Source organism: Alkalisalibacterium limincola, assembly GCF_008017755.1.
Taxonomy (GTDB): Bacteria; Pseudomonadota; Gammaproteobacteria; order Xanthomonadales; family Xanthomonadaceae; genus Alkalisalibacterium; species Alkalisalibacterium limincola.
The window spans coordinates 299,191-324,219 of record NZ_VRTS01000002.1; the positions used below are offsets into that span (position 1 = coordinate 299,191).

A 25,029-nucleotide genomic window follows, 5' to 3' on the forward strand; every position below is an offset into this window, starting at 1 on the left:
GCCCCACCAGGGGCCAGAGGCAGCTTGAACCCCGGGCGGCCGCCCGCATCTTGTCCTCTATACGGCGCCGTGTTGGCGCCCGCTCCCTGGAGACCTTCCGATGCGGATGGACAAATTGACCTCGCGCTTCCAGCAGGCCCTGAGCGACGCCCAGTCGCTGGCGGTTGGCCGCGACCACAACATGATCGAGCCGGTGCACCTGCTGGTCGCCCTGGTGGACCAGCAGGGCGGGTCGACCCGGCCGCTGCTGTCGCAGGCGGGCGTGAACGTGCCGCTGCTGCGCGAGCGCCTGGGCGAGGTGCTGGAGAAGCTGCCCAAGGTGAGCGGGCAGGAAGGCAACCTCAATGTCGGCAACGAACTGGCGCGCCTGCTGAACCTGACCGACAAGCTGGCCCAGCAGCGCGGCGACAGCTACATCGCCAGCGAACTGTTCGTGCTGGCCGGCCTGGAGGACAAGGGCGAGGTGGGCCGCGCGCTCAAGGCCGCCGGCGCCGACAAGGCGCGGCTGGAGGCGGCCATCGAGAAGATGCGCGGCGGCGAGAAGGTGGCCTCGGAGAACGCCGAGGACAGCCGCCAGGCGCTGGAGAAGTACACGATCGACCTGACCGCGCGGGCGGAGTCCGGAAAGCTCGACCCGGTGATCGGCCGCGACGAGGAGATCCGCCGCACCATCCAGGTGCTGCAGCGGCGCACCAAGAACAACCCGGTGCTCATCGGCGAGCCGGGCGTGGGCAAGACCGCGATCGTCGAGGGCCTGGCCCAGCGCATCGTCAACGGCGAAGTGCCCGAGAGCCTGCGCAACAAGCGCGTGCTGAGCCTGGACATGGGCTCGCTCATCGCCGGCGCGAAGTTCCGCGGCGAGTTCGAGGAGCGCCTCAAGGGCGTGCTCAACGACCTGGCCAAGCAGGAGGGGCAGGTCATCCTGTTCATCGACGAACTGCACACCGTGGTCGGTGCCGGCAAGGCGGAAGGCTCGATGGACGCCGGCAACATGCTCAAGCCCGCGCTGGCCCGCGGCGAGCTGCACTGCGTCGGCGCGACGACGCTGGACGAGTACCGCAAGTACGTCGAGAAGGACGCCGCGCTGGAGCGGCGCTTCCAGAAGGTGCAGGTCGACGAGCCCTCGGTGGAGGACACGATCGCGATCCTGCGCGGCCTGAAGGAAAAGTACGCGGTGCACCACGGCGTGGAGATCACCGACCCGGCCATCGTCGCCGCGGCCACGCTGAGCCACCGCTACATCGCCGACCGCCAGCTGCCCGACAAGGCGATCGACCTGATGGACGAGGCGGCCAGTCGAATCCGCATGGAGATCGACTCCAAGCCCGAGGAGATGGACCGCAAGGAACGCCGGCTGATCCAGCTCAAGATCCAGCGCGAGGCGCTGAAGAAGGAGAAGGACGCGGAGTCGAAGCAGCGCCTGGCCGACCTGCAGGCGGAGATCGACACGCTGGAACGCGAGTACAACGACCTCGAGGAGATCTGGAAGGCGGAGAAGGCGACGTTGACCGGCGCCACCAAGGTCAAGGAACAGCTGGAACAGGCGAAGCTGGACCTGGAGGCGGCCCAGCGCAAGCAGGACTTCACCCGCATGAGCGAGATCCAGTACGGCACGATCCCGGCGCTGGAGAAGCAGCTGGCCGCGGCACAGGAGGTCGAGACGCAGGGCTTCCAGTTGCTGCAGGACAAGGTGACCGCCGAGGAGATCGCCCAGGTGGTGGCGCGCTGGACCGGCATCCCGGTCAGCAAGATGCTGGAGGGCGAGCGCGAGAAGCTGCTGGCGATGGAGGACGCGCTGCGCGGTCGCGTGGTGGGCCAGGCCGAGGCGGTGGGCGCGGTGTCGGACGCGATCCGGCGTTCGCGCGCGGGCCTCTCCGACCCCAACCGGCCCAACGGCAGCTTCCTGTTCCTGGGCCCGACCGGCGTCGGCAAGACCGAGCTGTGCAAGGCGCTGGCGGAGTTCCTGTTCGACACCGACGAGGCGATGGTGCGCATCGACATGTCGGAGTTCATGGAGAAGCACTCCGTGGCGCGGCTCATCGGTGCGCCCCCGGGCTATGTCGGCTACGAGGAGGGTGGCTACCTGACCGAGGCGGTGCGCCGCCGGCCCTATTCGGTGCTGCTGCTCGACGAGGTCGAGAAGGCGCACCCGGACGTGTTCAACGTGCTGCTGCAGGTGCTCGACGACGGCCGCCTGACCGACGGCCAGGGCCGCACGGTGGATTTCCGCAACACGGTCATCGTGCTGACCTCCAACCTGGGTTCGAACCTCATCCAGGAGATGTCGACCGACGATTCCGAGGAGAGCTACACCAAGATCAAGGCCGCGGTGATGGGCGTGGTGCAGGCGCAGTTCCGGCCGGAGTTCATCAACCGCCTGGACGAGATCGTGGTGTTCCACCCGCTGGGCAAGGCGCAGATCCGCGAGATCGCGCGCATCCAGACCGGCTACCTGATCAAGCGCCTGGCCGAGCGCCAGATCCGTTTCGAGATCGACGACTCCGCGCTGCAGCTGCTGGGCAACGTCGGCTTCGACCCGGTGTACGGTGCGCGGCCGCTGAAGCGTGCGATCCAGCACCAGCTGGAGAACCCGCTGGCGCAGAAGATCCTGTCGGGTGACTTCGGTACCGGTGACACGGTGCGCGTCCATGCCGCGGACGGGGGGCTGGTGTTCGACAAGGAATGACGGGACAAGGCACCCCCGTTCCCACTGGGAGGTAGCTGGGGCGCCGGGTCGTGGTGGCGGCGCCCACCAACCAAAGTCACAGGGCCCTCGTGGCCCCTTGTGGGATGATCGGACGCCCGGGCTGCGCAATGGCCCGTCCGGTTCCGATCCACGATCACGAGGTGTGACGATGCTCCGATCCTTTCTGGCCACGGCACTGCTGGCGACCGGCCTCTCGTTGTCCGCGGCCCATCCGGCGCTGGCGCAGGGCCAGCCCCTGACAGCCGAAACCATGTGGGAGCTCAAGCGCCTCTCCAACCCGGCGGTGTCGCCGGACGGGCGCCATACGCTGGTGCAGGTCTCGACCAGCGACAAGGACAAGGACCGCTCGCGCAATCGGATCTGGCTTTTCGACAACAGCGACAACAGCTCGCGGCCGTTGACGGCCGAAGACTCCGACAGCTCGCAGGCGGTATGGGCCCCGGACAGCCGCTCGATCGCCTTCGTTTCGCGCCGCGGCGAGGACGAGGCCGCGCAGGTCTACGTGATCAGCCTGGACGGCGGCGAGGCCCGTCGCGTGACCTCGGTGCCCACCGGTGCATCGGCGCCGAAGTGGTTCCCCGACAGCCGTCACGTGGCTTTCCTCAGCCGGGTCTGGGCGGACCTGGACGACTGGGAGGCGCAGGGCAAGCGGCAGAAGGAACGCAGCGACGCCAAGACCTCGGCGAAGACCTGGGACTCCGCGCCCGTGAGGCACTGGGATCGCTGGCTGGATGACCGCGAGACACACCTCTACCGGGTGTCGGTGGACGGCGGCGAGCCCGAGGCCATCACGCTGCCGCGTGGATTGGCATTGCCCGCCCAGGATGCCGGCGCCGGTCACTACGACATCGCGCCGGACGGTCGCGAAGTCGCGCTGGTCATCAATACCGACGAGTCCGGCGTTGCGCCGAATCCCGACATTTACGTGCTGCCGCTGGACGGCGGGGAGCCACGCAACATAACCCCCGACAACCCGGCCCCTGACACCGGCCCGCGCTACAGCCCGGATGGCCGCTACCTGGCCTATTCGCAGCAGCAGATCGTCGGCTTCTACGCCGACCGCGCGCGGTTGATGGTCAAGGACCGCCGTGCCGGATCCCGCCGCGTGGTCGCCGACGAGTTCGACCGATCCATCGGCGATCCGCTATGGAGCGCGGACAGCCGCAGCATCACCGCCGCCATCAATGATGCCGGTACGGTGCGCCTGTACCGGTTCGACCTTGGCAGCGGCCGCGAGTCCGCGATCACCGGCGACACCAGTTTCGGATCGCCGTCGATGTCGCGAGATGGCCGCGTGCTCGTGGCGCTCAACGAAAGTTTCGTACTCCCGCCGACGCTGGTGCGGGTGGACCCGCGCAACGGCCGCGCCACGCCGATGTCGACCTTCAACGACGAACTGCTGGCCACGATCGATTTCGGCACCTACGAGAGCGTGACCTACACCGGCGCCAACGGGGCGCAGATCCAGATGTGGGTGAGCTACCCGTCGGGCTTCGACCGCTCGCGCGAGTACCCGCTGTACCTGCTGCTGCACGGCGGGCCGCACAACGGCATTACCGACGGCTTCCACTGGCGGTGGAACGCGCAGGTGTTCAACACCTGGGGCTACGTGACGGCCTGGCACAACTTCCACGGCTCCTCGGGCTTCGGCCAGGAGTTCACCGATGCCATCACCAACGACTGGGCGACGCTGCCCTACGAGGATACGATCCGGGCCGCGGAGTGGTTCGCCGCCCAGCCGTGGATCGACAGCGAACGCATGGCGGCCGGCGGCGGCAGTTACGGTGGCTACCTGGCCTCGCTGCTGCTGGGCCGAGAGCATCCGTTCCAGACGCTGGTGGCCCATGCGGCGGTGTACAACCACTACTCGCAGATGGCCGCGGACTTCGGCGCCACGCTGCGCCGCTTCGGCGAGTTCTGGGCCGACGGCGAGCGCTTCTTCCGCGACACCTCGCCACACTACGGCGCGGCCAACTTCGACACGCCCACGCTGGTGATCCACGGCGAACTGGACTACCGCGTGCCGGTCAACCACGGCGTGGAGCTTTTCAACACGCTGCAAAACCGTGGCGTGCGCAGCCGCTTCGTCTACTACCCCGACGAGAACCACTGGATCCTCAAGCACAACAACTCGCTGCACTGGTATCGCGAGAAGCAGGCATGGCTGGCGGAGTTCATCGGCGGCCAGGCGCCGGAGGACCCGTTGCCCGCGTCAGCGAATCCGGTCGAGTGAATTGATGAGGGTGATCGGCGCCAGGCCCCAGCGCGTCCGGCAGTCGGATGGCACCTCATTGAACTTCATGGACAGGGCCGTGGGCTTGACGCGCATTCCGTATTCGACATCGGGCAAGGACGAGACCAGCATCGCATCGGACACGCTGCCGTCGGTTCTGATGCGAATCAGGAAGAGAGCCCGACCTGAGCTGGAGAGCCGCGTTCCGGACCGGAAGGTGAGACCTCCCGGGGATCGTCTGGGTTCGTGGACCCTGGTGTCGACCGAGAGCCTCTCCGCAACATTGCACTCCGGGCGTTCCATGTCGGACCAGACCTTGGCCCATCCCGTCCCGCGATGGTCGGGGCCTTCGGCAGCCTCGCGCAGCCGATCGCCATGCGTTTGCACGAAGCCGGCGACATACTCTTCCAGTGCCTCTTTGTCGATTCTCGATCCGCCCGGAGAACGTTCGATCCGGGCGAGCAGCGAAGGTATGTAGCCCGTGGCACCCTCCCCCTCTTCGGGCTCTTGGCGCAGCTGGATGTAGGACTGCGCCCAAATGGCCGCTTCGAGCGGCCTGCGCTTGGCGAGTTCCAGCTCGGCTAGCCACAGCATCGATTCAAGGTCGCCGGACGTCAGGGCGATCTGCAGATAGTGCTCCGCGCGTTCCAGATCCCGGGCGGCGGGATTGGCGGGGTGGCTGTCGCCCATGAAGTACAGGCGGCCCAGCAGCATGGCCGCGGTCCGGCCACCCTCGTCGGCCTCGCGGATCACGAGTACCAGTTCCGACTCACGCTGCTCGGCGGAATGAGAGGGATTGATGACGTCGTGGAAGAACCACGGGAGTCGTTCTTCCTCTGTCCCAGTGCCGGGGATGGCGTTCCCGCCGTGGGCGACGGGCGTGATGGCCAGGCCGCAGGCAAGGGCCGCGATCAGGACCCGGTTCAATCCTCTTCCATGCGCTGACATGCCCTTGGCGTTCCTCTCGGCGGCTGGTGCTTGGAGCCATCTTGTCAATGGCGAATACGCCGCCAAGCCTACCCGTGCAGTCCCGTCGCTGCCATTCCCTGCGGGTCGCGTCCGGCGATGGTGCTTCAGTCGACCAGGAAATACTCCACCGTCGACACCACCCGCACCACCTTGACCTGCGGCGAGCCCTGGTCGCGCTCGCTGATCGTGATGACGCCCTGGTTGGCGCTGCGGATGCCACCGACGTTGGCACCCGAATCACTGGCGAACTGCTCGGCCGCGGCGCGGGCGTTCGCGGTGGCGTCGGCGATGAGCGCCGGCTTGATGTCGTTGAGGCGGGTGAACTCGAACTGCGGGAAGCCGCCCTCGGACAGCAGCACGCCGGCACTGACCAGTTCGCCGGTGTTGCGCACCGCCTCGATGGCTTCGGACACGCGGTTGCTGCGCAGCGTGACGGTGGTCTGGTAGCGGAAGCGCTCGCGCGGCTGTTGCTCGCCCCAGGCGTAGGCCGCGCGGTCCTCCAGGCGTGGCGCGGAGACCACGATCTCGGACTCGGCGAAGCCGGCATCGAGGAAGAAGCGGCGAATCGCATCGGTGTTGGCGTCGAGCTGCGCCTGCATCTCGCCCAGGTCGTTGCCGCCCACGGCGTGCCCCAGCGGCCACACCACCAGGTCGGCGGCCACCTCCTGCTCGGCCAGGCCCTTGACCACGACGTAGCGGTCGTCGGTGCGGAACTTGGTCAGGCCCTGGCCGGCGAACCAGCCGCCCAGCGCCAGGCCGATCGCGACGAGGAGGGCGGAGAGCAGGGGAAGGCCGGTGTAGGTGGATCGCGACATGGGAGGGTCTCCTGGAATTCGCGAAAGCATACGCCGCGGCCCAGGCAAAAAAGAGGCGGGCCACTGGGGCCCGCCTCGATCGTTCAGCCGGTGTTCGCCGTCGCGCGACGGCGCGGCTCAGTAGCGGTAGTGGTCCGGCTTGTACGGGCCTTCCACCGGCACGCCGATGTAGTCGGCCTGCTCCTGGGTCAGCGTGGTCAGCTTCACGCCGATCTGCTCCAGGTGCAGTCGCGCGACCTCCTCGTCGAGCTTCTTGGGCAGGCGGTAGACGGTCTTCTCGTACTCGTCCTTGTGCTGCCACAGGTCGATCTGCGCCAGGGTCTGGTTGGAGAACGAGTTCGACATGACGAAGGCCGGGTGGCCATGCGCACAACCCAGGTTCACCAGGCGACCCTCGGCCAGCAGGTAGATGCTGTTGCCCTTGGGGAAGGTGTAGCGGTCGACCTGCGGCTTGATGTTCTCGTGCTTGATCGACTTGTCGGCCTGCAGCCGCTCGACCTGGATCTCGTTGTCGAAGTGGCCGATGTTGCACACCAGCGCGTTGTTCTTCATGCCCTGCATGTGCTCGAGCGTGATGATGTCGCGGTTGCCGGTGGTGGTGACGAAGATGTCGGCCTCGCCCAGCACGTCCTCGATGCGCTTGACTTCGAAGCCCTCCATCGCCGCCTGCAGGGCGTTGATCGGGTCGATCTCGGTGACGATCACGCGGGCGCCCAGGCCACGCAGCGAGTGCGAGGAGCCCTTGCCGACGTCGCCGTAGCCGCAGACCACGGCCACCTTGCCGGCGATCATCAGGTCGGTGGCGCGCTTGATCGCATCGGCCAGCGACTCGCGGCAGCCGTAGAGGTTGTCGAACTTCGACTTGGTCACCGAGTCGTTGACGTTGATGGCGGGCACCAGCAGCTTGCCGGCCTCCATCATCTGGTACAGGCGGTGCACGCCGGTGGTGGTCTCCTCGGAGACACCACGCCAGTCGCGCGCGACCGTGGCCCAGAAGCCGGGACGCTCCTCGCGGGTGCGCTTGAGCAGGTTCTTGATGACCTGCTCCTCGTGGTTGGCGCCCTTGGAGTCGACCCAGGTGTCGCCGTTCTCCATGTCCAGGCCCTTGTGGATCAGCAGCGTGGCGTCGCCACCGTCGTCCACGATCAGCTCCGGGCCCAGCAGCTCGCCGTTGGCGCCGCGATGGGTCAGCATGTTGAGCGTGGCGTCCCAGTACTCCTCCAGCGTCTCGCCCTTCCAGGCGAACACCGGCACGCCGGACTTCGCGATCGCGGCGGCGCAGTCGTCCTGGGTCGAGAAGATGTTGCAGCTGGCCCAGCGCACGCTGGCGCCCAGCGCGGTCAGCGTCTCGATGAGGACCGCGGTTTCCTTGGTCATGTGCAGCGAGCCGGACAGGCGCACGTCCTTGAGCGGCTGCAGCGGCGCGTACTTGGCGCGGATCTGCATCAGGCCGGGCATTTCCTCCTCGGCCATGCGGATGCGGCGGCGGCCGAGGTCGCCAGGCCGATGTCGGCCACCTGGTAATCGTTCTTGGGGATGTCGCGAGCGACGGCATTCATGGCGTTTCTCCGTGTGAATTCGGGGAAGGGCGCCGTTGTTGCGTGTTGCCCGCATCGAGCCTGGCCTGCCTTGCGCAGGTCGCAGCGCCCCTCGGTGCGGTGGACTCGAAATTATATCGCCACCGTGTCGGCTGGCGATGAACGCTGCCGACCGGTGGAACGGGCACGGCCGCATCACGCGGCCGGTGCCGGGTACTGCATCGGCCTACTTGAGCTTGGCGTCCGCGCGCAGCGCCTCGGCGCGGTCGGTCTTCTCCCAGCTGAACTTGGTGAAGGCCTCGCCGTTGGGCAGCTTCACGTCCACCGGCTTGCGGCCGAAATGGCCGTAGGCGGCGGTGTCCCGGTACATCGGGTGCACCAGGTCGAGCATCTGCAGGATGCCGAACGGACGCAGGTCGAAGTGCTTGCGGATCAGCTTCTCGATCTTGTCGTCGGCGATCTTGCCGGTGCCGAAGGTGGTGACCGAGATCGAGGTCGGCTGGGCGACGCCGATGGCGTAGCTCACCTGCACCTCGCAGCGGTCGGCCAGGCCGGCGGCAACGACGTTCTTGGCGACATAGCGCGCGGCGTAGGCGGCCGAGCGGTCGACCTTGGACGGGTCCTTGCCCGAGAACGCGCCACCGCCGTGGCGGGCCCAGCCGCCGTAGGTGTCGACGATGATCTTGCGGCCGGTGAGGCCGCAGTCGCCCACCGGGCCACCGATCTCGAACTTGCCGGTCGGGTTGATGTGGAACTTGGTGCCCTTGTGCAGCCACTTCTCCGGCAGCACCGGCCCGCAGATGTGCTCGCGCACGGCCTCGATGAGGTCCTTCTGCTTCACGCCCGGGGCGTGCTGGGTCGACAGCACCACCGCGTCGATCGCCACGGCCTTGCCGTCCTCGTAGCGCAGGGTCACCTGGCTCTTCGCGTCCGGCCGCAGCCAGGGCAGCGGGGAGTTCTTCTTGTTGCGGATCTTCGCCTGCTGCTCGACCAGGCGGTGCGAGTAGTGGATTGCGGCCGGCATGAAGGTCGGGGTCTCGTTGGTGGCGTAGCCGAACATCAGGCCCTGGTCGCCGGCGCCCTGCTCCTCGGGCTTCTTGCGGTCCACGCCCTGGGCGATGTGGGTGGACTGCTTGCCGATGAGGTTGAGCACGCCACAGGTCTCGCCGTCGAAGCCGACGTCGGAGCTGTTGTAGCCGATGTCGAGGATCACGCGGCGCGTGATCGCCTCCAGGTCGACCCAGGCCGACGTGGTGATCTCGCCGGCGATGATCGCCACGCCGGTCTTGACCATCGTTTCGCAGGCCACGCGTGCGCGCTTGTCTTCGGCCAGGATCGCGTCGAGCACGGCATCGGAGATCTGGTCGGCGATCTTGTCCGGATGGCCTTCGGAGACCGACTCGGAGGTGAAGAGGTAGCTGCTCATCGCGGGCATGTATCCTTTGATTCGGATGAAAGGATGTTGCTGGGTCGGGCATGATAAACGACCGCGGCCGAGTATGCATCTGCCGGGGTTAAGCAGGTGTTGCCGGGGATTCATCCGTTTGCGGCTCACCTCGCGCCGACGCCCGGATGGGATAGCATGCGCGCCCATGGATTCCCTGACCCAGATCGTGCTCGGCGCTTCGGTGGCCGCATTGGCGGTGCCCGGGCCGCATCGCCGCAAGGCGGTCGCCGTGGGTGCCGCGCTGGGCACCTTTCCCGACCTCGACGTCATCCCGCTGGCGATGATGGATGTCGACCCGGTGCGCTACATGGTGTGGCATCGGGGCATCACCCACTCCTTCCTCTTCCTCGCCGTGTTCGGCGCCGGGCTGTGGTGGCTGCTGTCACGGGTGTGGACGCCGGTGCGCGAGGATCCGCGCGCCTGGCTGTGGGCGATCCAGCTGGCGCTCCTGACCCACCCGCTGCTCGACGCACTCACCGTCTATGGCACCCAGCTGTGGTGGCCGCTGCCGCTGTCCCCGACGATGTGGTCGAGCGTGTTCATCATCGATCCGCTCTACACCCTTCCCCTGCTGGTGGGCGTCATCGCGACGCTGGCCGGCGGCGCGAGGGCCTGGGTGCGCTCGTTCCTGCTGGCCGGGGTGGTGTTGAGTAGCGCCTATCTCGGCTGGAGCCTGGCGGCCAAGGCCCTGGTCGAGCGCGCGGTGTCCCGGACGCTTGTCGACACGCCGCTGCACGATGCGCCGCGCTTCAGCGTGCCGATGCCGTTCAACACGTTGCTGTGGCGGGTCGTCGTGATGACGCCGGAGGGCTACCTGGAAGGGCAGTACTCGGTGGTTGCCGACCGTGGCCGGGTGCGGTTCGACGCGCACCCCAGCGACGTCGGGGCGCTTCACGAGGTGGGCGGGTTCGAGGCGGTGCAGCGACTGCACTGGTTCAACCGCGGCTTCATGCGTGCACGCGAACACGACGACCGGCTGGTGCTGTCCGATCTGCGCATGGGGCTGGAGCCGCACTACACCTTCAATTTCGCCGTGGCCGAGCGCGTCGATGGCGCGTGGGTGGAGATCGAGCCGGAGCAGATCCGCTGGCGCCGCGAGGATGTCGGTGGGCAGCTGGCGGCGATGTGGCGACGCATCTGGAGCGCGGAGCCGGCGGAACCGTCCCCGGGGCCGGGTTCGTCGGTTGGCGGGCCAGCGCAGTAGGCCCCGGCTTGCCGGCCTGCGGTCGTCAGGCAGCGATGTCGAGTTCGCCTGCCACCAGTGCGTCGAAATAGTCGCGGGTCAGCGCCAGCTGGGCATCCGCCGTTTCGGCGCGATTGACGACGGCGCGGAAGGCGGCGTTTTCCGGGCGGTCCTTCGCGTACCAGCCGAGGTGCTTGCGGGCGATGCGGACGCCGGCCTGCTCGCCGTAGAACGCGTGCAGCGCCTGCAGGTGTTCCAGCAGGATCCGGCCGACCTCCTCCAGCGACGGTGGGTCGAGGTATTCGCCGGTGGCCAGGTGGTGGGCGATCTCGCCCAGGATCCACGGCCGGCCCTGGGCGGCACGGCCCACCATGACGGCATCGCAACCGGTGTGCTCGAGCACCGCACGCGCCTTGTCCGGCGAATCGATGTCGCCGTTGGCGATGACCGGGATGTCGAGCGCCGCCTTGATCGCGGCGATCGTGTCGTATTCCGCCTCGCCCTTGTAGAGCTGGTCGCGGGTGCGGCCGTGCACGGCCAACGCGACGATGCCGCTGTCCTGGGCGATGCGGGCGATGGACGGCGCGTTGCGGTGGGCGCTGTCCCATCCGGTGCGGATCTTCAGCGTCACCGGCACGTCGACCGCGGCCACCACGGCCGACACGATGCGGCCCACCAGGGCCTCGTCGCGCATGAGCGCCGAACCGGCCCAGGCGTTGCACACCTTCTTCGCCGGGCAGCCCATGTTGATGTCGATGATCTGCGCGCCGTGGTCGACGTTGAAGCGCGCCGCCTCGGCCATCGCCACCGGGTCGGTGCCGGCGATCTGCACGCTTATGGGGTCGGGCTCGCCGACGTGGTCCATGCGCGAGAGCGACTTGCGCGTGTGCCACAGGCACGGGTTGGCGCTGGTCATCTCCGACACCGCCAGGCCCGCGCCCAGCCGCTTGCACAGCAACCGGAACGGCTTGTCGGTGACCCCGGCCATCGGGGCCAGGATCACGCGGGGCTGGATCTGGAACTCGCCGATGCGCATCCGGCGATTATACCGGTGGGTCGCCGGCCTCAGCCGAAGCGGCGGGCAAGGTCGGCGGCCGTGGGCATGGCCAGGGCCGCGCCGCGCCGCTCGGTCGACAGGCCGGCGTAGCGGCCGGCGAACACGATGGCATCGTCCAGGGGGGCGCCCTCTGACAGCCGGGCGCACAGGGCACCGTTGAACGCATCGCCCGCGCCGGTCGAGTCGATGCAGTCCACCGCTTCGGCGGCGAACCGCGTGACCTGGCCGGAATCGACCAGCACGCAGCCGCCGGCGCCCAGCGTCACCAGCACGCGGGGGCAGGGCAGGACCGCGCAGGCGAGGGCCAGCGCTTCATCGTCCAGTCCCGCCACGGCCTCGGGCGCCACCTCCAGGCCATCGAAGCGGTGCATCAACGCACTGAACTCGCTTTCGTTGGGCGTGATCAGTTCGCAGGCCTGCAGCATCGCCGCGTCGACCTGAGCGTCGACGGGTGCGGGATTGAGTACGGTGAACAGGCCGCGTTCCCGGCCATGTTCCAGTGCGTGCCGGATTGCGCCCGCCGGCGACTCCAGCTGTGCCAGCAGCACCCGCGCGCCCGCGTGGCCGCCGATGGCGTCGGTGATGAAGGCGGGCGTCAGGTGCAGGTTCGCACCCAGGGCCACGACAATCAGGTTGCGGCCGGCTGCATCGACCAGCACCGCGGCGGTGCCCGAGGGCTGCGCCGGCACGGATTCGATTTCCAGCACGAGTTGGTTCTCCGCGGCCAGCGCGCGCGCAATGCCGGCGGCGGCGTCCTCGCCCAGCGCGCCGACGAAGCAGGTGGCCGCGCGGCGCGCACCGCCGCGATGGCCTGGTTGAAGCCCTTGCCGCCGGGCCCGCTGGCGTAGTGGCCGCTGCGGGTGGCGCCGGGTTCGGGCAGGCGTGCCGTGGTCCAGACGTGGTCGAGGTTGAACGAGCCGACGACGAGGACCCGGGCGGTCATTCGCAGGGCCTCAGAAGCTGCCGAGGACGCCGGCGATCGTCGCCGTCATCAGCGTGGCCAGGCTGCCGCCCAGCACCGCCTTGAGGCCGAAGCGCGCCAGGTCGGACCGGCGCTCCGGTGCCAGGCCGCCGATACCACCGATCTGGATCGCGATCGAGGAGATGTTGGCGAAGCCGCACAGCGCGTAGGTGGCGATCAGCCGGCCCTTGTCGGTCAGGCCCTCCTGGATGCCGGCCAGCTGCACGTAGGCGACGAACTCGTTGAGCACCACCTTGGTGCCGATCAGCCCGCCGACGGCGACGATGTCGGGGGTCGGCACGCCGATCAGCCACGCGACCGGGGCGACGATGTAGCCCAGGATCAGCGACAGGCTCAGCGTCTGGCCCATCATCGCGTTGAGCCCGGTGACTTCGCCGACCCAGCCGATCGGGCCATTGACCAGTGCGACCAGCGCGATGAAGGCCAGCAGCATCGCGCCGACGTTGAGCGCCAGCCGCAGGCCCTCGCCGGCACCCGAGGCCGCCGCGTCGATGACATTGGCGGTGGTCTTCTCGACCTCCACCCGGACGTGGCCGCGGGTCAGCGGTTCGCCGGTTTCCGGGCACAGCACCTTGGCGATCACCAGCGTGGCGGGCGCGGCCATGATGCTGGCGGCGATCAGGTGCTGGGCGTAGAAGCGCTGCACCTCCGGGTCGCTGCCGCCCAGCAGCATCACGTAGGCGCCCAGGACGCCGCCGGCGATCGTGGCCATGCCGCCGACCATCAGCGTGAGCAGCTCCGAGCGCGTCATGCCCAGGATGTAGGGCTTCACCACCAGTGGCGCCTCGGTCTGGCCGATGAAGGCGTTCGCGCACACCGACAGCGTTTCCGCACCCGACACGCGCATCACCTTGGTGATCACCCAGGCCATGCCGCGCACGATCACCTGCATGACGCCCAGGTGGTAGAGCACCGCCATGAACGAAGCGAAGAAGATGATGGTCGGCAGCACCTGGAAGGCGAACACGAAGCCGATGTTCTCGACGTTGACCAGTTCGCCGAAGATGAAGCGCGAGCCCTCCTGGGTATAGCCCAGCAGGTTCACGAAGCCGCGCGAGAGGAAGCCGAACACCGTGGCACCCCACGGCGTGAGCAGGACGAACACCGCGAAGACCAGCTGCAGGCCCAGGCCGGTGGCCACCAGCCGCCAGTCGACCGCGCGCCGGTTCTCGGAGAACGCCAGGGCGATGGCCAGCAGCGTGGTGAGGCCGATCAGGCCGAAGAGGATGTCGAGCATGGGGGTACCAGGCGCCTGTTGCGGCCGTATGACGGCGCAGCGTAGTGCAGGGCCGGGGGGGCGGCAACACCGCCGTGCTCAGTCGCGCGCCACGACCCGGTTGCGGCCGTCGGCCTTGGCCCGGTGCAGGCGTTCGTCGGCCCGCTTCATCAGGTTCGACACGTCGGCGGCATCGTGGGGGAAGGCGGCCAGCCCGGCGCTGATCGTCAGCGTCTCGGGGGGCAGGCCGGGTTCGGGCACGAAGGGCCGTTCCTCGACCGCCATGCGCAGGTGCTCCATGTGCTCCCAGGCCGGGCCCATCGGCATCGGCATGAGCACCATGAACTCTTCGCCACCGATGCGGATGATGACCGAGTGCTGGTCGAGCGTGCGCCGCAGCACGTCGGTGACATGGCGCAGGGCGCGGTCGCCGGTGCGGTGCCCGTGGTCCTCGTTGATGCGCTTGAAGCGATCCAGGTCGACCAGGCCCATGGTCAGCGTCATCCCGTCGCGGCGGGCGTTCTCGATCAGTTCCGGCACGCGCAGCTTGAGGTGGCTGCGGTTGGGCAGGCCGGTCAGGCCATCGGTGCCGGAGAGTTCGACCAGGCGCTGGATCCGGAACACCACCACCAGGGTCAGCACCGTGGTGATGCCGATGATGATCAGGCGCTGCACCTGGGTCCCCGTGCTGACGATGCCGTACTCCGGGGAGACCAGTTGCTCGGGCGCATGCGTGGTGAAGACCAGCAGGGCCATGCCCGCATACTGCAGCATGGCCAGCGAGCCGATCAGCAGCGTGGCCCGGCCATCGTTCTTCATCGCGGTGATCATGATCGCCAGCAGGTAGCAGGCGAAGACGACCTGGCTGTTGAGGGCGGCCGCGACATCGATCCGCATCAGCAGGAACAGCACCAGGGTGACGAGGCTGATGTCGACCGCGCCGGTGAGGAAGGGCAGCCACTGGAAGCGGCGGCGCTGGCCCGCCATCCACAGCCAGACCAGGGAGAACGCCAGCGCGATGCTGGCCCCGAAGAAGCCTGCGAGCGACTCCTCCAGGCTGCCGTCGCCCAGGTAGTTCGCGACCGGCAGCAGCATCAGGATCAGGACCAGCACGATGCGCAGGCCGGCGATGACGCGCTCACCCCCGGCGCCGACGTCGAGCATGATCTCGTCGGGACGCTGGGACAGCGAACGTGCCACGTCGTGAAGTGTCTCGCCGAGACTGCTCAATCGTTCCTCGCTCCTGCCGGACTTGCCCAGCATAGCGCTGCAGCTGGCCGCGATCCTATCCCGGCAGGCCCTGCCAGGCGATCCATGCGGCGATGAGGGCGAAGAACGCGGCCGCGGCCCAGCGCACATGGTGCAGCGGGATGCGTGGCCCGGCGTGCTGGCCCAGCAGCACCACCGGCGCATTGGCCAGCAGCATGCCGAAGGTGGATCCGGCCACGACCTGCCACAGCGGGTCGTAGGTGGCGGCCAGCACGACGGTGGCCACTTGGGTCTTGTCCCCCATCTCCACCAGGAAGAAGGCCAGCGTGGTGGCGATGAAGGCGCTCCGGGCACTGAGCGGCGGGGCATGCTCGTCGAGCTTGTCCGGCACCAGGGTCCACAGGGCCACCGCCAGGAAGCTGGCGGCCAGCAGCCAGCGCAGCACGCCGGCGCTGATCCAGTCCGCCACCCATGCGCCGACCCATCCGGCCAGGGCGTGGTTGAGCAGCGTGGCCACGAAGATGCCGGCGATGACCGCCCAGGGGCGGCGGAAGCGGGCGGCCAGCACCAGTGCCAGCAACTGCGTCTTGTCGCCGATCTCGGCGATCGCGACGGCCAGGGTCGAAATGATCAGGGTATTCAACGTGCGCTCCATGGCCGGGCAAGACATGCGAAGACCCGCCTGCACGCCCGGCCGGGGGTGCACGCAGGTCTCCGGTCTTGCCCGGGGGATCGCGTCGATCCACCCCACGCGCCATGGCTGCTGCCAAGTGTGTTGACGCGTGGACCCCGCGCAGGGCGGGTGGGCTACTCCCCGAAGACAGGGAAAGCAGGGCCGAGTCTATCCGGAGGCAGGTGGCAAGGCGAGGGGCACCGACTGGTTGACACTCAAATGCGAATGGACCAAGTAGTCCCGGCCGTGGCGCGGCTTCAGCTGCGACTTGCGTGCCGGCGATCCGGGCGCAGCTGCAGCAGCCGGCCGATGGAATCCGCGGCCGGCGCGGTCAGGGTGACGTCGCGCGCCTCGCCGTCGCGCTGGATGCGCAGCGGGATCGACGTGCCGGAAGGGTGGCGCGACAGCTCGCGCATCGCTTCCGCCGGCGAGCCCACTTCGGTGCCGTCGATGCTGAGGATCACATCGCCGGCTTCGAGCCCTTGCAGGCGCGAATCACTGGAAACGACCAGCACGCCGCGGTCCACGCCGAAGTAGCGGCCGAGGCCGGCTTCCACCGTGGCCAGGTTCAACGCGCGCCAGCGCAGGGCCTCCCTGAGCCGCGGTGCGCGGCATTCGCCATCCACGTCCTCCCCGCAGCCGGCGAAGGGCAGGATCGGACCGATGTGCAGGTCGAGATCGGGTGGCACCAGGCCCAGGTCGCGCAGGTTGCCCAGCGACTGCAGGCGCTCGCGCACGTGGGTGTCGATGACGGCGTCCAAGCCGCCTGCCCACAGCGAGGACGGCATCGTGCGCGCCTGCAGGCCAAGCTGGAGCACCTCGCCATCGCGACGCACGAGCAGGGTGACGCTCTGTCCGTCCTCGAGGCCCGAAAGGTGCTCGCGGGCCTGGCGTACCCGCCCGGCGGCGTCGGCGTCGGAAAGCAGGTGGCCGTCGATGGATTCGATCACGTCGCCCGACCGCAGGCCGGCTTCGGCGGCCGGACCTTCGGGTGTGACTCCCCGCACCGCCACGCCACCTGCGGGCCCGCCGCCGAGCACCACGCCCAGTCGCGGTCGATCGCCGCCAACCAGTTGCATGTGTTCGATCGAGATGCGCTGTGCATCTTGTCCGAGTCGCTGGCTGAGCTGGGCCAGCCGACGCGCGGCGTCGGCCAGGTCGCGGCGGGCTTCGGCCAGCTCCGACGCGGTGGCGGAGTCGTCCGGGTCCTGGACAGCGGCGGGGGCCGCGGGACTGAAGGCCATGACTGCGCTCGCCAGGGCGGCGTAAAGGATGGTCCTGATGTGGTTCATGTCGCGTCTCCAGGAGGGAACAATGGGTCAATCAAGGGCGAGCACGAGACCGCCGGAACCGGTGGCCGCGAGCGTCTCGTTCTGCCGAAGCCCGGCCAGTTCGGCGAGCAGCTCCACCCGTGCGTGCCACAGCGTCGCGACATCCTCGGGGCGCGCATCGGCGAGCGCGGCGTCGATGGCACCGATGTCCGCGGCAATCCACTCCGCGGCCAGCACGGCGCTGCCACTGCGCAAGGCCGGAGGCTGGGCGGCGAGGCTCGACTCCAGGGCCTGCGAGCGTTGCACCAGGGCCTCGACATCCGGCGCGGCCGCCGGCTCCGTGGTCACCGCGTCCATCGGGGCCAAGCCCGCGGGCGTGGTCGCGGGCTCGTGCAGCCGCGGCATCCAGATCGCCACCAGCACGGCACTGGCCGCCACCGCCAGCCACAGGCCGGTGCGACGACGGCGTCGCGGCCGCCGCTTCAGTTGCGCGGCCACCTGCGGCCACACCGGGCGCGGCGGCAGTTCGGGCGGTAGCGCGGCGAATGCGTCGCGCGCCGGCACGCGCTGCGGTGGCGGGGGTGGAAGCGTGGTGTCAGGCATGGTGGACCTCCGTGCGGGTGACGCCCAGCAGCTCGCGCAGCTGGCTCAGTCCCCGCGAAACGCGTGATTTGGAGAAGCTGGCACCCTTGCCCATCAGTCGACCGATCTCCTCGTGGGTGTAACCCTCGCCGTGGTGCAACCACAGCACGGTGCGGGTGGTGTCGGGCAGGGCGTGGAGTGCCCGGCGCAGCAGGGCCGCGTCGGTGGCGGCGGCAGGCAGCCAGTCGGCATCGCGCTGGTCGTCGGGCTCGGGTTCGGGAGGGTCATCGCTGAACTGCAGCCGCTCGGCGCGGCGCAGGCGCATCAGCGCGGTATTGACCGCGATCTGTCGCAGCCAGCCCCAGAACGGCGCACTGCCCCGGAATCCGGCAATGCCCTCGAACACCTTCAGCATCGTGTCGTGCAGCACTTCGCTCGCCTCGTCGGGATGGGCGGTCATGCGCAGGGCCAGCGTGTAGACCGGACGCTCGAAGTGCCGGTAGATCTCCGACCATGCCGCCTCGTCGCCGCGCCGGGCGGCGGCGATCAGGGTGTCGGGCAGGTCGATGGCGAAGGGGCTGCGCATGTCCACGTCCCATAGGATGCGCCGGACGCGGAAAGCGTCGCAGGTTTCCTGGGCCGGCGTACCGGTCCGCAAGAGCCGGGGAGCCGGAGGGCCATGTCTGCCCGAAAGATCGTAATAGGAATTATTCGCAATAGCGTATGATGGGGCGTACGGCGCACGGCGTCCTCCTGGCCCTTGGGGCAGGTGGGTTTGCGTGACGCTTGCGAATGATTATCATTTGTCCATTGCCCTAGGAGCCGTCGATGTCCCAGCATTCCCGCACGTTTCTGGCCGCCGTCCTGCCCGGCGCGCTCGTGGCCCTCCTGGCGGGCTGCGGCCCCTCCGGCGAGGCCCCTTCGACGACTGGCGGGGTGGACGACGCCCCATCGGAGCTGGTCGTGTACTCCGAGCGCCGCGAGCCGTTGATCCAGCCGGTCTTCGACCGCTACACCGAAGAGACCGGGATCCGCGTGCGCTACCTGACCGACACCACGCCGGTGCTGATCGAGCGCCTGGTGGCGGAAGGCGCGAACACCCGCGCCGACATCCTGATGGCGGTCGACGCCGGCAACCTGTGGCAGGCCGCAGAGCGTGGCGTGCTGGCACCCTTGGCATCGCCCGAGCTCGAGTCCGCGATCCCGGCGAACTACCGCGACCCGGAGGGGCGGTGGTTCGGCCTGTCGCTGCGCGCCCGCACGATCGTGCATTCCACGCAGCGCGTGCAGCCCGGCGAGCTGTCGACCTACGAGGACCTGGCCGACCCGAAGTGGCGCGGCCGGCTGTGCCTGCGCTCCTCGCGCAAGGTCTACAACCAGTCCCTGACCGCCACGCTGATCGAGCGCCTGGGCGCCGAGCAGGCCGAGCAGGTGCTTGCCGGCTGGGTCGCCAACCTGGCCACGGATCCGTTTCCCGACGACACCATGCTGATCAATGCGGTCGCGGCGGGGCAGTGCGACGTGGGCATCGTCAACACCTACTACTTCGGCCGCGTGCAGCGCGACAACCCGGATGTCCCGGTGGCGATCTTCTGGCCGAACCAGGGCGGCAGCGGCGCCAATGGCAGCGGCGTGCACGTGAACGTGTCCGGTGCCGGCATCACCGCGAACGCCCCGCACCCGGAAGCGGCGCGCGAATTCCTGGAGTGGCTGGCTTCCGAAGGGGTGCAAAAGCAGTTCGCCGAGGTGAACTTCGAGTTTCCCGCGCGCCGCGGCGTGGATGTCGACCCGCTGGTGGCGGCCTGGGGCGAGTTCGAGGCCGACCCGATCGACGTGGTGGTCGCGGGCCGCAGGCAGTCCGAAGCGGTGCAGATGATGGACCGCGTGCGTTGGCGTTGAGGCCACGCCGGTGACGGCAGCGCGGCAGCCGCAGTGGCCGCGGCTGGCGGCGGCGCTGCTGGCGCTGCCGCTGCTGCTGCCGCTGGCCTTCCTGGCCACCGGCTTCGGTGATGGCCGGCCGGACCTGTGGGCGCACGTTTCCCAGCACCTCCTGCCGAGGGCCACGGGCAACACGCTGGTGCTGGCGCTGCTGGTCGGTGTGTTCACGCTGATCCCGGGCATCGGCTTCGCGTGGGCCGGTGCCCGCTTCGAGTACCCGGGGCGTCGCGTTCTGGACTGGGCGCTGGTGCTGCCGCTGGCGATTCCCGGCTACGTGGTCGCCTTCGTCTACGTGGGCGTGTTCGACTACAGCAGCCTGCTGCAGACCAGCTGGCGGCAACTCGCCCCGGGCCTGCCGGCCCTGCCGACCCCGCGTGGCCTGGTGGGCGCGGCGCTGCTGTTGTCGCTGGTGCTCTATCCCTATGTGTACCTGCTCTCGCGCGCCGCCTTCCTCAGGCAGGGGTCGGCGGCCCTGGACGCTGCCCGCAGCCTTGGCCGGGGGCCGGTCGAGGGCTTCTTTCGCGTCGTGCTGCCGATGACCCGCCCGGCCTGGGTGGCGGGCGTGACGCTGGCGGTGCTGGAGACGCTTGCCGACTTTGGCGCCGTGAGCATCCTCGGCGTCGAGACGCTGACCACGACGATCTACCGGGTCTGGTTCGACCTGCAGTCCTTGCCCAATGCCGCGCAGCTGGCCTGTGGCCTGCTGGGCCTGGTCGCGCTGGCGCTGCTGGTGGAACGGTTGGCGCGGGGCAAGGCGCAGTACGCCGAACGCGCCATCAAGCCGCTGCCGCGGCGCGCGCTGCGGGGCTGGCATGGCTGGTTGGTCACGGTGCTGGCCGGGGTCACCGTGACGATGGGGTTCGTGGTGCCGATGCTGCGATTGGGCACATGGGCCTGGAGTGCGCGCGACGAGCTGCCCCGGGTGTCTGAGGCGGCATGGAACACCGTGGCGCTCGGCGGCATGGCCACGGCCCTGGTCCTGTTGCTGGCGTTGGTGCTGGTGATGATCGCGCGGCGCATGCCCGGGGATCGCGCGGTGTTCGCCGCCAGCTTCGTCGGCAACCTCGGCTATGCGGTGCCGGGCACGGTTCTGGCCGTTGGCGTGATGTTGATGCTGGTGTGGATGGAGGGTGGCCTGGCCCAGCTGGGTCTGGGGCGCGTGGCCTTGTCCTCCAGCCTGGTGGCCGTGCTGCTGGCCTTGTCGGCGCGCTTCCTGCGCGTGGGCCACGGGGCGGTGGAAACCGCGTTCTCCGCGCTGCGCCCGTCGGTCATCGAGACCGCGCGCACGCTGGCGGTGCCGGCTTGGATGCGTTTCACCCGCATCACGCTGCCGCTGTTGCGACCGGGCCTGGTGGCGGGCGCGCTGCTGGTGCTGGTGGAGGTGATGAAGGAACTGCCCGCCACGCTGATGCTGCGCCCCTTCGGCTGGGACACGCTGGCGGTGCGCGTGTATGCCTACACCAGCGAGGGACTGTGGGCGCAGGCAGCGTGGCCGGCGTTGCTGCTCTCCGCCGTCGGCCTGCTGCCGGTGTGGTGGCTGATGCGGCAGCAGCGCTGAGGTCGAGGCCGCGGGCGTGACGGGTCCCGCCGGCCGGCTGGCGCGGTCTATGGAGCCTGCCGCCAACCTGCGATAATGGCGGTTTCCCGCTTCCAGCAAAGGCCGCCCCATGTCGCAAGCCACGGTCCTCAACGCCTCCCACCGCGCCCTCGGCGCGAAGATGGTCGATTTCGGCGGCTGGGACATGCCGATCAGCTATGGCTCGCAGATCGAGGAGCACCACGCCGTGCGTCGCGACGCCGGCATGTTCGATGTGTCGCACATGACCGTGGTCGACCTGCGTGGCGAACGCACGCGCGAGTTCCTGCGCCAGCTCGTCGCCAACAACATCGACAAGCTCAAGAAGCCGGGCAAGGCGCTCTACACCTGCATGCTCAACGAGCGCGGGGGCGTCATCGACGACCTGATCGTGTACTTCATGGAAGAGTCCTGGTTCCGCATGGTGGTCAACGCCTCCACGCGCGAGAAGGACCTGGCCTGGATCACCCGGCATGCGGCGGCGTTCGGCGTCGAGGTGCGCGAGCGCGGGGACCTCGGGATCATCGCGGTGCAGGGGCCGGCGGCGCGCGCGACCTTCATCGCCCTGCTCGACGGCGCGCCGCGGGCGTGGTCGGGGCGCTGGGCCGCTTCGCCGCCGCCCAGGTGGCCGGGCCGGACGGCGGCGAGCTGTTCGTCGCCCGGACCGGCTACACCGGCGAGGACGGCTTCGAGGTGGTGCTCGAACACGGGCACGTGCCGGCGTTGTGGGAGCGCCTGCTGGCCGCCGGCGTGAAGCCCGCCGGCCTCGGCGCACGCGACACGCTCCGCCTGGAGGCGGGCATGAACCTCTACGGGCAGGACATGGACGAGACCGTGTCGCCGCTGGAGGCCGGCCTGGCCTGGACGGTGAGCTTCGACGAGGGCCGCGACTTCATCGGCCGCGCGGCGCTGGAGGCGCTCAAGTCGGCCGGGGTGGGCCGCCGGATGATCGGCATCGTCATGGACGAGAAGGGCGTGCTGCGTCACGGCCAGCGCGTGCTGTGCGCGGCGGGCGAGGGCGAGATCCTCTCGGGCACGTTCTCGCCGACCCTGGGCCGCGCCATCGCCTTCGCGCGGGTGCCCGCCGGCGAGCTGGGGGAGGTGCGGGTGGACATCCGCGGCCGCGAGGTGCCGGTGCGCGTGGTGAAGCTGCCGTTCGTGCGCGAAGGCCAGGCGCAGGACGGCGTGCTGGCCTGAACCCGCCGTTGCATGGGCAACACCTGCCTTGGCCGGGCACCTCCGGTACAATCCGCGCCTTGGCCTTGACCGATTCCAACAGGAGCATTCCATGAGCGAGATCCCCGGCGACCTGAAGTTCCTCAAGACCCACGAGTGGGCCGCATCGAGGACGACGGCACCGTCACCGTCGGCATCTCCGACCACGCGCAGGGCCTGCTGGGCGACCTGGTGTTCGTGGAACTGCCCGGCGTCGGCGACACGCTTGAAGCCGGAGCCGGCGCGGCCGTGGTCGAGTCGGTCAAGGCCGCGTCCGACGTCTACGCCCCGGTGGCCGGCCAGATCGTCGCGATCAACGACGCACTGACCGACAAGCCCGAGACGATCAACGAGGACGCCTACGGCGAGGGCTGGATCTTCCGCATCAAGGCCGACGACGTCGGCGAGCTGGAGTCGCTGCTCTCGCCCGACGACTACGCCGAGCTGCTCGACAACGAAGGCTGATCACCGTCTTCACCCCGCCCGGTCCATGATCGGGCGTCCCCAGGCGCGCCCGCGCCTGCCGCACACCGGGCCGGCCCCACCGGCCCCCGGATCGCCACGAGTCCCGCCATGCCGTTCATTCCCCATAGTGATGCCGACGTCCGCACCATGCTCGAGGCCATTGGCGTCGACAGCATCGAGGACCTGTTCGACGAGATTCCCGCCGAGCTCAAGATCGAAGGGCTGGCCGGCGTGCCCGACGGCCTCAACGAGATGGCGATCAATCGGCTGATGGCCGAGCGCGCGCGCCTGGACGAGGCCCACCTGAACTTCGCCGGCGCCGGTGCCTACGAGCACCACATCCCGGCGGCGGTCTGGCAGATCGTCTCGCGTGGCGAGTACTACTCCGCCTACACGCCGTACCAGGCCGAGGCCAGCCAGGGCAACCTGCAGCTGATCTACGAATACCAGACGATGATGACCCGCCTGACGGGCATGGACGTCTCCAACGCCTCGATGTACGACGGTGCCACGGCGCTGGCCGAGGCGATCCTGATGGCCGAGCGGACCCAGCGGCGCAACGCCAAGCGCGCGTGCTGATGCCGGTGTCGGTGCACCCCGCCTACCGCAAGACGGTCCGTTCGATCCTGGAGCTCCAGGGCATCGCGATCGAGGAGATCGATTGCCCGGACGGCCGCCTGGACGTTGCCGCGCTCGAGAAGCTGGACGGCGAGTTCACCAGCCTGGTCGTGCCGCAGCCGAACTTCTTCGGCGTGCTCGAGGACGTCGACGCGCTGACCGATTTCGCCCACGCACGCGGCGCCCTGGTCATCGCGGTGGTCAACCCGATGAGCCTGGCGGTGCTCAAGGCGCCCGGGCAGTGGGGCAGCGAGGTCGAGGGCCTGCGCGGCGCCGATATCGTCTGTGGAGAAGGCCAGCCGATGGGTGTGCCGCTGTCTTCCGGCGGCCCCTACTTCGGCCTGCTCGCCTGCCGCCAGGCGTTGGTGCGCGACCTGCCCGGTCGCATCGTCGGCCGCACCACCGACCTGGACGGCAAGCCCGGTTTCGCGCTGACGCTGCAGGCGCGCGAGCAGCACATCCGCCGCGCCAAGGCCACGTCGAACATCTGCACCAACCAGGGTCTCCTGGTCACGGCGGCGACGATCTACATGGCGCTGATCGGGCCGGAGGGCCTCACGCGCGTGGCCGCCCAGTCCATGGCGAACACCCGCAAGCTGCGGGCACGGCTGGAACGCATCAGTGGCGTGCGGGCACTGTTCCCGGAGCAGGTCCATTTCCACGAGGTGGCGTTGCAGCTGCCGCGCCCGGCAAGCGAAATCATCGAGCGTCTTGCCGCCCAGCGCATCGTCGCCGGCGTGGCGATCGGCGAGGAGTATCCCGGCCTCGGTGACGCGCTCCTGGTGTGTGCCACCGAGACCAAGACCGACGACGACATCGAGCAGTTCGCGCAGGCACTGGCCGCCGCGCTGGACTGAGCTTGCTGCGACGAATGTGTTCCGGGCCCGCGTCGGCAACGACGCGGCCGCGCGTTTTAGGATCCAAGGTTCGCGCAATAACGATGTTGCATCGCGTAAAAAACGCGACCGGGTCGGCGCGTCGACTTGCGTTCCATGCAACGCGACGGACGCAAGAACCGATGCGTCGTTGGTCGATGTTTTCGCGGCTTGCAACTGTGCGAAGAATTTCGCGCACTTGCTGCGAGGCTTGCCATTGCTTGCTTTCCGGGCAACTGAGCGATGGCCGCGTCGGTGTTGCCTGGCGAGGTGCGCTGCGCACCCGCGTCGAGTCGACTGCGATGCCTTGCCTGAAAGCCGCATGGGCCGGTGCTCTGCGCGCGTGCGATGTGTTGACACGTGGTTTGCACGTGATTAGCTTTCGCCCAGCAGTCTCGGTTAGCGCGCAAAGGTGAATTTGGAAAACTCAGTGTCAGGGGCAACGGCCAAACGGTCGCCC

The 25,029-nt window shown here is 69.0% G+C and carries 19 protein-coding genes, 3 pseudogenes and 2 riboswitches; of the genes and pseudogenes, 9 read left to right on the forward strand and 13 right to left on the reverse strand.

Annotated elements, in window-relative coordinates; all coding sequences use genetic code 11:
• Nucleotides 1-100: 100 nt before the first annotated feature.
• A complete protein-coding gene (clpB, locus tag FU658_RS04400) occupies nt 101-2,686 on the forward strand; it encodes an ATP-dependent chaperone ClpB (protein WP_147890960.1) in 2,586 nt (861 codons plus the stop codon).
• A gap of 169 nt (nt 2,687-2,855) precedes the next feature.
• Nucleotides 2,856-4,940 (forward strand): prolyl oligopeptidase family serine peptidase, encoded by a 2,085-nt coding sequence (locus tag FU658_RS04405; protein ID WP_187265910.1) that lies wholly within the window; start codon nt 2,856-2,858, stop codon nt 4,938-4,940.
• Here the strand turns inward: FU658_RS04405 and FU658_RS04410 are convergent.
• The 4 genes and pseudogenes from FU658_RS04410 to metK all read right to left on the reverse strand — a co-directional run bounded on the left by FU658_RS04410 (nt 4,920) and on the right by metK (nt 9,688).
• Nucleotides 4,920-5,867 carry an SEL1-like repeat protein gene (locus tag FU658_RS04410; RefSeq protein ID WP_147890962.1) on the reverse strand — a complete coding sequence of 316 codons (948 nt, stop codon included), beginning with the start codon at nt 5,865-5,867 and terminating at the stop codon, nt 4,920-4,922. The two genes, FU658_RS04405 and FU658_RS04410, sit on opposite strands and share 21 nt — an antisense overlap.
• A gap of 146 nt (nt 5,868-6,013) precedes the next feature.
• Nucleotides 6,014-6,724 carry an SIMPL domain-containing protein gene (locus FU658_RS04415; RefSeq protein WP_187265911.1) on the reverse strand — a complete coding sequence of 237 codons (711 nt, stop codon included), beginning with the start codon at nt 6,722-6,724 and terminating at the stop codon, nt 6,014-6,016.
• A 117-nt stretch (nt 6,725-6,841) separates the two neighbouring features.
• A pseudogene (gene ahcY / locus FU658_RS04420) lies at nt 6,842-8,283 on the reverse strand (adenosylhomocysteinase).
• Between the two features lie 20 nt (nt 8,284-8,303).
• Nucleotides 8,304-8,382, reverse strand: a riboswitch (S-adenosyl-L-homocysteine riboswitch).
• Between the two features lie 106 nt (nt 8,383-8,488).
• Complete coding sequence (gene metK / locus FU658_RS04425; protein ID WP_147890964.1) at nt 8,489-9,688, reverse strand: methionine adenosyltransferase; 1,200 nt, start codon at nt 9,686-9,688, stop codon at nt 8,489-8,491.
• 166 nt (nt 9,689-9,854) lie between these two features.
• On the opposite strand from metK, the gene FU658_RS04430 reads away from it, so the two are divergent.
• Nucleotides 9,855-10,913, forward strand: a complete 1,059-nt coding sequence (locus FU658_RS04430; protein ID WP_147890965.1) for a metal-dependent hydrolase — start codon at nt 9,855-9,857, stop codon at nt 10,911-10,913.
• Nucleotides 10,914-10,938: 25 nt separating this feature from the next.
• Here FU658_RS04430 and dusB read toward each other — a convergent pair whose 3' ends face one another.
• The 9 genes from dusB to FU658_RS04470 all read right to left on the reverse strand — a co-directional run bounded on the left by dusB (nt 10,939) and on the right by FU658_RS04470 (nt 18,468).
• Nucleotides 10,939-11,928 (reverse strand): tRNA dihydrouridine synthase DusB, encoded by a 990-nt coding sequence (gene dusB / locus FU658_RS04435; RefSeq protein ID WP_147890966.1) that lies wholly within the window; start codon nt 11,926-11,928, stop codon nt 10,939-10,941.
• Between the two features lie 29 nt (nt 11,929-11,957).
• Complete coding sequence (locus tag FU658_RS04440) at nt 11,958-12,689, reverse strand: PfkB family carbohydrate kinase (RefSeq protein WP_321167733.1); 732 nt, start codon at nt 12,687-12,689, stop codon at nt 11,958-11,960.
• Entirely contained in the window at nt 12,578-12,892 is a 315-nt protein-coding gene (locus tag FU658_RS15070; RefSeq protein ID WP_255505407.1) for a hypothetical protein, read from the reverse strand. Before FU658_RS15070 ends, FU658_RS04440 begins: the two co-directional genes overlap by 112 nt.
• Nucleotides 12,893-12,902: 10 nt before the next feature.
• Nucleotides 12,903-14,168, reverse strand: a complete 1,266-nt coding sequence (locus FU658_RS04445; RefSeq protein ID WP_147890967.1) for a NupC/NupG family nucleoside CNT transporter — start codon at nt 14,166-14,168, stop codon at nt 12,903-12,905.
• 78 nt (nt 14,169-14,246) lie between these two features.
• Nucleotides 14,247-15,377: a GGDEF domain-containing protein gene (locus FU658_RS04450; RefSeq protein ID WP_187265912.1), complete on the reverse strand. Its 1,131-nt coding sequence runs from the start codon at nt 15,375-15,377 to the stop codon at nt 14,247-14,249.
• A 55-nt stretch (nt 15,378-15,432) separates the two neighbouring features.
• The gene (locus tag FU658_RS04455) at nt 15,433-15,999 is read right to left on the reverse strand and encodes a TMEM165/GDT1 family protein (RefSeq protein ID WP_147890969.1); all 567 of its coding nucleotides are present in this window, start codon (nt 15,997-15,999) and stop codon (nt 15,433-15,435) included.
• An 83-nt stretch (nt 16,000-16,082) separates the two neighbouring features.
• Nucleotides 16,083-16,184, reverse strand: a riboswitch (yybP-ykoY riboswitch).
• 102 nt (nt 16,185-16,286) lie between these two features.
• Nucleotides 16,287-17,321, reverse strand: a complete 1,035-nt coding sequence (locus tag FU658_RS04460) for a PDZ domain-containing protein (protein ID WP_147890970.1) — start codon at nt 17,319-17,321, stop codon at nt 16,287-16,289.
• 27 nt (nt 17,322-17,348) lie between these two features.
• Complete coding sequence (locus FU658_RS04465; protein ID WP_147890971.1) at nt 17,349-17,903, reverse strand: hypothetical protein; 555 nt, start codon at nt 17,901-17,903, stop codon at nt 17,349-17,351.
• A complete protein-coding gene (locus tag FU658_RS04470; RefSeq protein ID WP_147890972.1) occupies nt 17,896-18,468 on the reverse strand; it encodes an RNA polymerase sigma factor in 573 nt (190 codons plus the stop codon). The genes FU658_RS04465 and FU658_RS04470 overlap by 8 nt, the downstream gene beginning before the upstream one ends.
• Nucleotides 18,469-18,710: 242 nt before the next feature.
• On the opposite strand from FU658_RS04470, the gene FU658_RS04475 reads away from it, so the two are divergent.
• The 6 genes and pseudogenes from FU658_RS04475 to FU658_RS04495 all read left to right on the forward strand — a co-directional run bounded on the left by FU658_RS04475 (nt 18,711) and on the right by FU658_RS04495 (nt 24,551).
• On the forward strand, nt 18,711-19,781 hold the full coding sequence (locus FU658_RS04475; protein ID WP_147890973.1) for an extracellular solute-binding protein: 1,071 nt from the start codon (nt 18,711-18,713) through the stop codon (nt 19,779-19,781).
• A gap of 10 nt (nt 19,782-19,791) precedes the next feature.
• Complete coding sequence (locus tag FU658_RS04480; protein ID WP_147890974.1) at nt 19,792-21,378, forward strand: ABC transporter permease; 1,587 nt, start codon at nt 19,792-19,794, stop codon at nt 21,376-21,378.
• A 109-nt stretch (nt 21,379-21,487) separates the two neighbouring features.
• Nucleotides 21,488-22,593, forward strand: a pseudogene (gene gcvT / locus FU658_RS04485) (glycine cleavage system aminomethyltransferase GcvT).
• A 91-nt stretch (nt 22,594-22,684) separates the two neighbouring features.
• A pseudogene (gene gcvH / locus FU658_RS04490) lies at nt 22,685-23,076 on the forward strand (glycine cleavage system protein GcvH).
• Between the two features lie 108 nt (nt 23,077-23,184).
• Nucleotides 23,185-23,655 (forward strand): PLP-dependent aminotransferase family protein, encoded by a 471-nt coding sequence (locus FU658_RS15075; RefSeq protein WP_255505408.1) that lies wholly within the window; start codon nt 23,185-23,187, stop codon nt 23,653-23,655.
• Nucleotides 23,655-24,551: a PLP-dependent aminotransferase family protein gene (locus FU658_RS04495; RefSeq protein WP_255505409.1), complete on the forward strand. Its 897-nt coding sequence runs from the start codon at nt 23,655-23,657 to the stop codon at nt 24,549-24,551. The genes FU658_RS15075 and FU658_RS04495 overlap by 1 nt, the downstream gene beginning before the upstream one ends.
• Nucleotides 24,552-25,029: the final 478 nt, after the last annotated feature.

Coding starts and splice junctions, on each gene's coding strand:
- clpB (WP_147890960.1), top strand. CDS start 101: ATGCGGATGGACAAATTGACCTCGCGCTTCCAGCAGGCCCTGAGCGAC.
- FU658_RS04405 (WP_187265910.1), top strand. CDS start 2,856: ATGCTCCGATCCTTTCTGGCCACGGCACTGCTGGCGACCGGCCTCTCG.
- FU658_RS04415 (WP_187265911.1), bottom strand. CDS start 6,724: ATGTCGCGATCCACCTACACCGGCCTTCCCCTGCTCTCCGCCCTCCTC.
- metK (WP_147890964.1), bottom strand. CDS start 9,688: ATGAGCAGCTACCTCTTCACCTCCGAGTCGGTCTCCGAAGGCCATCCG.
- FU658_RS04430 (WP_147890965.1), top strand. CDS start 9,855: ATGGATTCCCTGACCCAGATCGTGCTCGGCGCTTCGGTGGCCGCATTG.
- dusB (WP_147890966.1), bottom strand. CDS start 11,928: ATGCGCATCGGCGAGTTCCAGATCCAGCCCCGCGTGATCCTGGCCCCG.
- FU658_RS15070 (WP_255505407.1), bottom strand. CDS start 12,892: ATGACCGCCCGGGTCCTCGTCGTCGGCTCGTTCAACCTCGACCACGTC.
- FU658_RS04445 (WP_147890967.1), bottom strand. CDS start 14,168: ATGCTCGACATCCTCTTCGGCCTGATCGGCCTCACCACGCTGCTGGCC.
- FU658_RS04460 (WP_147890970.1), bottom strand. CDS start 17,321: ATGAACCACATCAGGACCATCCTTTACGCCGCCCTGGCGAGCGCAGTC.
- FU658_RS04465 (WP_147890971.1), bottom strand. CDS start 17,903: ATGCCTGACACCACGCTTCCACCCCCGCCACCGCAGCGCGTGCCGGCG.
- FU658_RS04470 (WP_147890972.1), bottom strand. CDS start 18,468: ATGCGCAGCCCCTTCGCCATCGACCTGCCCGACACCCTGATCGCCGCC.
- FU658_RS04475 (WP_147890973.1), top strand. CDS start 18,711: ATGTCCCAGCATTCCCGCACGTTTCTGGCCGCCGTCCTGCCCGGCGCG.
- FU658_RS15075 (WP_255505408.1), top strand. CDS start 23,185: ATGCCGTTCATTCCCCATAGTGATGCCGACGTCCGCACCATGCTCGAG.
- FU658_RS04495 (WP_255505409.1), top strand. CDS start 23,655: ATGCCGGTGTCGGTGCACCCCGCCTACCGCAAGACGGTCCGTTCGATC.